The following is a 7,421-nucleotide window of genomic DNA, read 5'->3' as shown; positions in this document are numbered from 1 at the left end:
TGACGGATCATGAGGAAGGAACGGGCGTCGGTGATGCGCCGGCGAGCGCGCGTAATACGCTGCAAACAGCCATTGATGCGGCTCAGTCGGTCTATGACGATCGTACAAATCGAACGCAATCGCAGCTGGACACTGCTGTGAGCACGCTGAATGCAGCGGTGACAACCTTTGAAGCTGCAGTAATCGGATCGGGCAACGCCACGGCGCTGAATACAGCGATTACGAACGCGAATCAAGCGCTGACGGATCATGAGGAAGGAACGGGCGTCGGTGATGCGCCGGCGAGCGCGCGTAATACGCTGCAAACAGCCATTGATGCGGCTCAGTCGGTCTATGACGATCGTACAAACCGGACGCAATCGCAGCTGGACACTGCTGTGAGCACGCTGAATGCAGCGGTGACAACCTTTGAAGCTGCGGTGATCGGAGCGGGCAACGCCACGGCGCTGAATACAGCGATTACGAACGCGAATCAAGCGCTGACGGATCATGAGGAAGGAACGGGCGTCGGTGATGCGCCGGCGAGCGCGCGCAGTACGCTGCAGACAGCCATTGATGCGGCTCAGTCAGTGTACGACGATCGTACAAATCGGACGCAATCGCAGCTGGACACTGCTGTGAGCACGCTGAATGCAGCGGTGACAACCTTTGAAGCTGCGGTAATCGGAGCGGGCAACGCCACAGCGCTGAATACAGCGATTACGAACGCGAATCAAGCGCTGACGGATCATGAGGAAGGAACGGGCGTCGGTGAAGCTCCAGCAAGTGCGCGGAGTACACTCCAGACAGCAATTGATGCGGCGCAGACGGTGTATGATGACCGCGCAAACCAATCTCAAACCGAGTTGGATTTTGCAAGAGATACATTGAATGATGCCATTACGGCTTTCAAAGCTGCTGTAACGGGTATTGCCATGACAGCACCCTCTGATGGCTTATACGGTGCAGGTGAGATATTGTCATTTAAAGTGACTTATGGATACGGCGTGACGGTAAGCGGGACGCCGGAGATTCCGTTTGAAATCGGAAGCGGTACGGTAACACAGGTCGTCTATGCTGCCTATTCGGGTGATCAGGGAGCAGAATTGACCGAACTGAGCTTCACTTACGAAATTCCGCAGGGGCTTGTGGATGTAGACGGCATTGCCATTTTGTCGCCAATCGGCCTTCCAGACAGTGCAAGTATTATGCGGACATCCGGGGGCGCCGCCGATTTAGCCTTTGAACTGCCGGATACGGGCGGATTGCGCATCGTATCGGCAGCCCCTGGACTTGCTCTAAGCAGCGTACCGGATAACAGCACGCCTACGCAACAAGCCGTTGACATTACGGTGACGGCAAGCGTGTATGGAGATTCGGCGGGCAACACGTTGACCGAATTGAGCTGGATGTCAGGAAGCCGCAGCGCGACTGAATTCCATGGCGGCGCCGGCAGTGACATATTGGGCACGCAACAATTTGATGTTTCCGCCAATGGAACCTACAGCGTCTATGCCAAGGACGCGGCAGGGAATGAAGCCGTATCGGAAATAACGATAATCAACATCGTGACAACAAGTCATAACGGTGATGATGACAATGACGAAGAAGGGGAGGACGGCAAAGACGACGGATATATCATCATCCTGACAGCTGATGCAGCAATGACAAGAACGTATCGAATGACGATTGAAGAGCTGGAAACGGATGTTATTGAAATCGACGGCCACCTGCCGACGCTTCCAGACCATCCGCAGGAGATGGAATTGAAGCTGCCTGCAGCAACGCTTCTGGCATGGATGAAGGCGAATCCCGACGGACGGCTGATTCTGCGCACCGAGCTCGCGGATTTCGAGCTGCCCGCAACCGTCTTGACAAGTTTGCAAGAGAAAGCGCTCGATGTGATTCTGTTACGGCTTTCCACTGTGTCTGCCGACCTGTTGGATAATCTGGAAGCAACAGCGGAAGACATCGGGGCTCAGCTTCATGGTGAGCCATTCAAGATCGAGCTCTTCACGGTCATTGACGGCCAAGAGCAAACAAGCAGCGACTATGATCAATATATCTCGGTTTCGCAGAAGCTCGGAACCGAAATTCAACCGGATAACGGAATGGCAGCGCGTTATAATGCGGAGGAACTTGCCCTCTCGCCGATGCCCGCCACGTTTGATGCGGACGTTGTGCGTTGGAGCATCCGATCCGGCGGCATTTATGCCGTGTTGTCTAAGGACATGACCTTTGCGGATGTTAGGGACACTTGGTTCGAGGATACGGTCAACCGGCTGGGCTCGAAGCTGATCGTGAAAGGCGTTGATGAGACGAATTTTGCTCCGGAAGCCCTTGTTACCCGTGCGGAGCTGACGGCTATGCTGATTAGAGCGCTCGGTTTGGAGTCTGTATCGGGTGAAGCAAGTAACTTTACCGACGTCGGAAGCTACGTCTGGTACGCCGGAGCTGTGAATACGGCTGCCCAAGAAGGTCTTGTCCGCGGGTATGATGACGGGAGCTTCCAACCGACCGTACAGATTAGCCGAGAGGAAACAGCGGCGATTCTCGTTAATGCTTTGCGCTATGCCGGCATGACCTTCGCCGATGTCAAAGGGACCGAGCTGTCCGAATTCGTGGATGCAGCATCGGTTTCGAAATGGGCATTAGATGAAATGGCGGCTGCCGTTCAAACGGGTCTCATAGAAGGAGACGACACTCACTCGTTGAATCCGCAGGACAAAATCACACGCGCGGAAGCAGCCGTGATGCTGGAACGCATGTTAAGAGTACTGAAGTTTATCAATTAAGACCTATCGATTAACGGGCGCCTCGGGAATGAATCCTGATGGCGCCCGTTTTCTACTTATTCATTTAGCATATAGAGGGTCTAATTCTAAATCAGCCCGGACCTCTCAAGCAGACGCCACACCATGGCGGCAGTCTCTGCGCGGGTCACGTTCGCCTGCGGGGCAAGCTCAGCCGAGCTTCTTCCCGATACAAGCTCCGCTTGCAAGCTTCGAGCTACGCCGTTCCTTGCCCAATCGGAAGTGTTCGCAGCATCGGTGAAGACGTCCAGGCCATGGAATGGAGTGGTTTCGACCGACAGCCCGGCCGTCAACCCCGTAAGAGGCATGGCGTTTGCAAGCATGACCATAGCCTGCTCCCGGGTAACATTGTCCGCCGGACGGAAGGTTTGATCTTCAAAGCCATTAATCAAGCTGTACTCTGAAGCAGTGCGAACAGCTTCGCTATACCATGATTCTGCCGCAACGTCCGTGAACGATGACGAACCGCTCTCTTGCTTGAGCCCAAGCGCGCGGACGAGGATTGCGGCAAATTCGGCACGCGTAATAGGGCGGTCCGGCTGGAACCTACTCTTGCTCGTGCCGGAGAGCACCATACGGGAGCTTAAATCGTCGACCACAGTCTGCGACCAGTGGCCATCCATGTCTTGAAACGCTTGCTGATGCGAGATAACAGCATACACACTGTTCGTCAGGCTGCTCGCCAAGGCGTAATACGTACCTTCATCATCGATTATGCGGGTCGGCACATGGCGTACGCTGCCGTCCGGTTCAAGGATGACGACGGTCGAAGCCAGTGTCGGATTCGTACCTTGCGGCAAGGCGATACCTCGTTCGACATAGGCCGGAAAATCGGTAATTTCCTTCGTTTGTGAGTCATATACGGCTTGAACGGTGAACTGAACCGGCGATGTCAGCAGCGTGAAGCCAACCTCTGAGGCTGATTCTTCAAAAGCTGCCGTCGTTTCCTTGGACGGAAGAGAGATTTCAATCTGTATTTGCATATCTTGCAGGTTCACCGCTTCTCCCCATTGTTCGGCAAGAGCTGCAATACGAAGCTGCTCCGCAGTCAGGGTATAGCTGGCATTATCGGTTCGCATTTCAATCACAACCTGCTTTTGCTCCATTAGCTGAAGGAGTTGACCGTCCAGCACGACAAAGTTGACATCGGAGGGAGCAGGCATTGGAAGAGTAAGCTGAGCCTTATCCGCCTCCATTGCCAGAAGATTCGCCGCCCTCTGCGAATCGACCGTGACGGTTGTTTTTGTCTTTCCTCTGACTTGCGACGTTACTGCCTTTCCAATTTGGGCTGTTTTTCCATTGACAAGGGCTTGAGCATCCAATTCGACAGTTGGTTCAGAGCCAGGGGAGGCGGAAGTTTCGCCGCCCCCCTCACTATCCCCATCCCCATTGTTGTTTCCGCCTCCATCGTCGCCATTTCCCGCTCCGACTGTAATCGAGCCATCAACAAGCCGGAATTGGCTGGATAAATTTCGCGCCTCGCGGTCAGTGAATGCCGTATTCGTCAGCTTAATGGCATACTTTCCATCCGGCGCATCAGCTTTAATTCGAAAGCTTGCGACGGCAACCTCTCGCAGGCCGTCAGCGATGCTCGAATCTATACTGCCAATGACAACCTTGCCATTGTCCAGATTAGAGAGCACTTCAAAGGATGAGGCGAGCCCGCGACCTTTTTTCACTTCAATCAGGGCAAATGCGTCCCGGTCATAGTCAAGCTGCAATTGCAATGCAGTTACTTCGCCGTTGCTTTTCAACATAATGGGCACGTCAAGCATTGCGCCGTTCTGTCCGACAGCTTGTCCTGCTTGAAGCTGCTGCGTTCCCTCTGCGGCATTCGCAGGAATCGGACTGAAGGCATGCGCCCATATGAGAGCGACTACTGCAATGAGAATTCCCATCTTTGTTACTTTCATTGTGTACCTCCCATAGAATACTCGGAGCATTATTGCAATAATAGCTTGGCTAGCAGCACCCAGTCTCCAACGTTGATATCGCCGTCATTGTTCATGTCAGCGGCGAAGAGCTGCCTGTCATCGGGAGCATCCTCGAACAGAATATAATTGGCTAACAATTGCCAATCTGTAATATCGACGAAATAAGGAGACGCATCGAAGTTGACATCCCCTTTCACAACGTAATTTCCGACTTCGATCGTTTGAACGGCGGCATTGCCTGCTTCATCCTCGGCATAGAACGTATATAAGCCATTGGCTGTTATCCCCACAGAATTACCGGCAATAATCGATCCCTCAGACTTGAACCAGGCCGGGTCTTTCTCGCCTTCCGCCCATTTCAGCTGTGCAATATCGCCTCCTGTGCCGTCAGCAGCTACGATAATGTCGACGCTGGTCGCCAAATTCGGCCATGTGGACGATGTCAACGTTAAGGTTGGCGCTGCTGTATCGTCAATAGTGACCGTTGCCTCCACATCGGCGATGGCCGTAGTGGCGCCTGCAGAGTCAGAGACCAGGATGTTGGACAAGGTGATTTGCATCGGCTGCTGATACGAAACCTCCCTTGCAATGCGCCACTTGAAATAACCAAGCTGTTCCGGTAGAACGGACTGCTCCGCAGAGCCGATTACAATGCGGTATTGTTCTTGCTCATCCTCCCCGATATAGTTGATGAAAGCATGGGCAAGCTCGGAGCTGTCCGTCTGGAATTGAATCAGATTTGAAGAAGCGGTTAATGTAAATTCAATGGCCACGATGTCTTCTCCAAGAGAAAGCGACAGCGGGGTATCCAGAAAGGTTTCCGCACTGCCCGAGGAATTGTCTAACACCAACTGCGGAGGGGAAACCCACTTGGCATACAGGATCATGTCTGTCTGCACAAGGTCTGTCGCGAAATCCCAAGGCTCCGACAGCTGCTCTTCGGTGTACCAGCCTGCAAAACGATAGCCGGCTCTGGCAGGCGCGACCGGCGCTGCAGCGGTCGATCCCGCAGCAGCCAGAATCGGATCAACGGAGGAGCCTCCATTGACATCGAAGCTGATGCGTTTCCCGACACGATTCAGAATGCTCTCCGTAAAGCCGTCCAGCGACCGGCTCCCCAGATCGGCCAGCGTTCCCGCGCCGTTATAGGCAATCGTTGCCCTCTGCCCGAACGTAACAGGCGCATCTAGGGTGAGTGTAACGCTATGCGCTGCCGTGTCGAAGTCCGTTCCCACGATGCTTGCTTCGAGATCTTGAACACGAATCGAGATTCCGCTTGCATCCGCCGCAGTGACCGCTTTATTGAACAAGAGAACGACCTGATTAGGGCTGGCATCTTCCACCGTTGCCCGAACAATCCACGGAGCCGACTCGTCCTGCATTTGAAGCGCTGGATAGCTGCTTCCTTCATCAATAGACCAGAGCGTATCCCAATTCCAGTCCGCAAAAGTCGCGGCTGACTGAAGCTCAGCCGTCGATTTCGCTTCTCCCTGCTCTGCATCCAATTGCCCAGCGGTATCGGAATTATAATAGGAGGCTGTGACTGCAGCGCCGCCTCCCGCTATTCCTCCAACCATAGAGATCCCGGATACGCTTCCAGTCGCATAGGCATTCGTAATCGTGCCGCCATAGCCGACCAGTCCGCCCACGCCGTAAGCGCCGCTGACAGAGCCGGTAGCGTACGCATCTGTCACGGAGCCTTGAAGCGTTCCGACAAGCCCGCCAATATTGTTGCCGCTCGTCACATTGCCCGTAATATTACCCGCAGCATAGGCTTGCGATATGCTTCCCTGATTGAAGCCAACCAGTCCGCCAGCATTGGACGAAGCGCTTGTCACATTGCCCGTGGCATAGCTTCGAGTAATATCACTGTTTGTCGTTGCGTTGCCGACCAAGCCGCCGAAAGTATTATTGGAACCGCCCGTAATGGCACCCGCAGCGAAGGAGTCTGTAATCGTCCCTTCATTGTTGCCGACAAGGCCGCCAGCAGCCATATCGCCCGTGGTATCAACTGCAGCTTGCGCATAACGAATCAATCCTGTATTCGAACCGACCAAGCCTCCGGTATACATAAGCAAGGATGAGGCAACCGCGCCTTCCGAAGCGACATTCTCAATCGTCCCGCGGTTCACGCCCGCCAAGCTTCCCATTAAACCGGCCGTACCGCTTACATTTACGTTCTGCAACCGGATGTTTCGGATGACGGCTTCCTCTGACACATAACCGAACATCCCCAAACCGTCGGTATTGCGGTTGATGCGCAGCCCCGTAATCGTATGACCTTTGCCGTCAAAGGAGCCCGAAAACGGGGAAGTCCCGTCGCCGACCGGCAGCCAGCCGGCTCCATCGTTCCAGCCTTCTCCGCCCTCAGCCAGATAGGTCGTTGCATCCAAATCATTCACCAAAATATAGTGCAGATCGGGTCGCTGGCTCATTGCTGCCAACTGGCGCACCGTCTTGATCTGATACGGATTCCAATCCGCTCCATTCCCTCCCGCAAAGACCGCGCTCGCGTGAACAGGCATTGAAGCGCCAAGGCTTAACGCGGATGCCATAATTAGCACGGCAATGGCCAAACTTAATTTTTGTCTCATCCGAGCAGACATAGTCTCTCTCCTCCAATCGTCGTATATATCTCTGGGCAGTACTTAATATAATGCAATTGCCGTTGCCGGAATAGATGAAGAAGGTCATC

Annotated in this window: 3 protein-coding genes; 1 reads left to right on the top strand and 2 read right to left on the bottom strand. The window is 54.0% G+C overall.

Annotated features, from left to right (window positions below; genetic code table 11):
* Positions 1-2,774, top strand: a 2,774-nt coding sequence (locus tag HFP08_RS09760; protein ID WP_206109217.1) for an S-layer homology domain-containing protein, incomplete at its 5' end; no start/stop codon positions are given.
* Positions 2,775-2,860: 86 nt separating this feature from the next.
* Here HFP08_RS09760 and HFP08_RS09755 read toward each other — a convergent pair.
* On the bottom strand, positions 2,861-4,705 hold the full coding sequence (locus HFP08_RS09755; protein ID WP_168120401.1) for an S-layer homology domain-containing protein: 1,845 nt from the start codon (positions 4,703-4,705) through the stop codon (positions 2,861-2,863).
* 29 nt (positions 4,706-4,734) lie between these two features.
* Positions 4,735-7,332, bottom strand: a complete 2,598-nt coding sequence (locus tag HFP08_RS09750; RefSeq protein WP_168120400.1) for a GLUG motif-containing protein — start codon at positions 7,330-7,332, stop codon at positions 4,735-4,737.
* Between the last annotated feature and the right edge of the window lie 89 nt (positions 7,333-7,421).

This window comes from Paenibacillus sp. HB172176 (genome assembly GCF_011947265.1).
Taxonomy (GTDB): Bacteria; Bacillota; Bacilli; order Paenibacillales; family Paenibacillaceae; genus Pristimantibacillus.
Note: the sequence above shows the minus strand (reverse complement) of the source record. Positions and strands in the feature narration are given on the sequence as shown.

Coding starts and splice junctions, on each gene's coding strand:
- HFP08_RS09750 (WP_168120400.1), bottom strand. CDS start 7,332: ATGTCTGCTCGGATGAGACAAAAATTAAGTTTGGCCATTGCCGTGCTA.
- HFP08_RS09755 (WP_168120401.1), bottom strand. CDS start 4,705: ATGAAAGTAACAAAGATGGGAATTCTCATTGCAGTAGTCGCTCTCATA.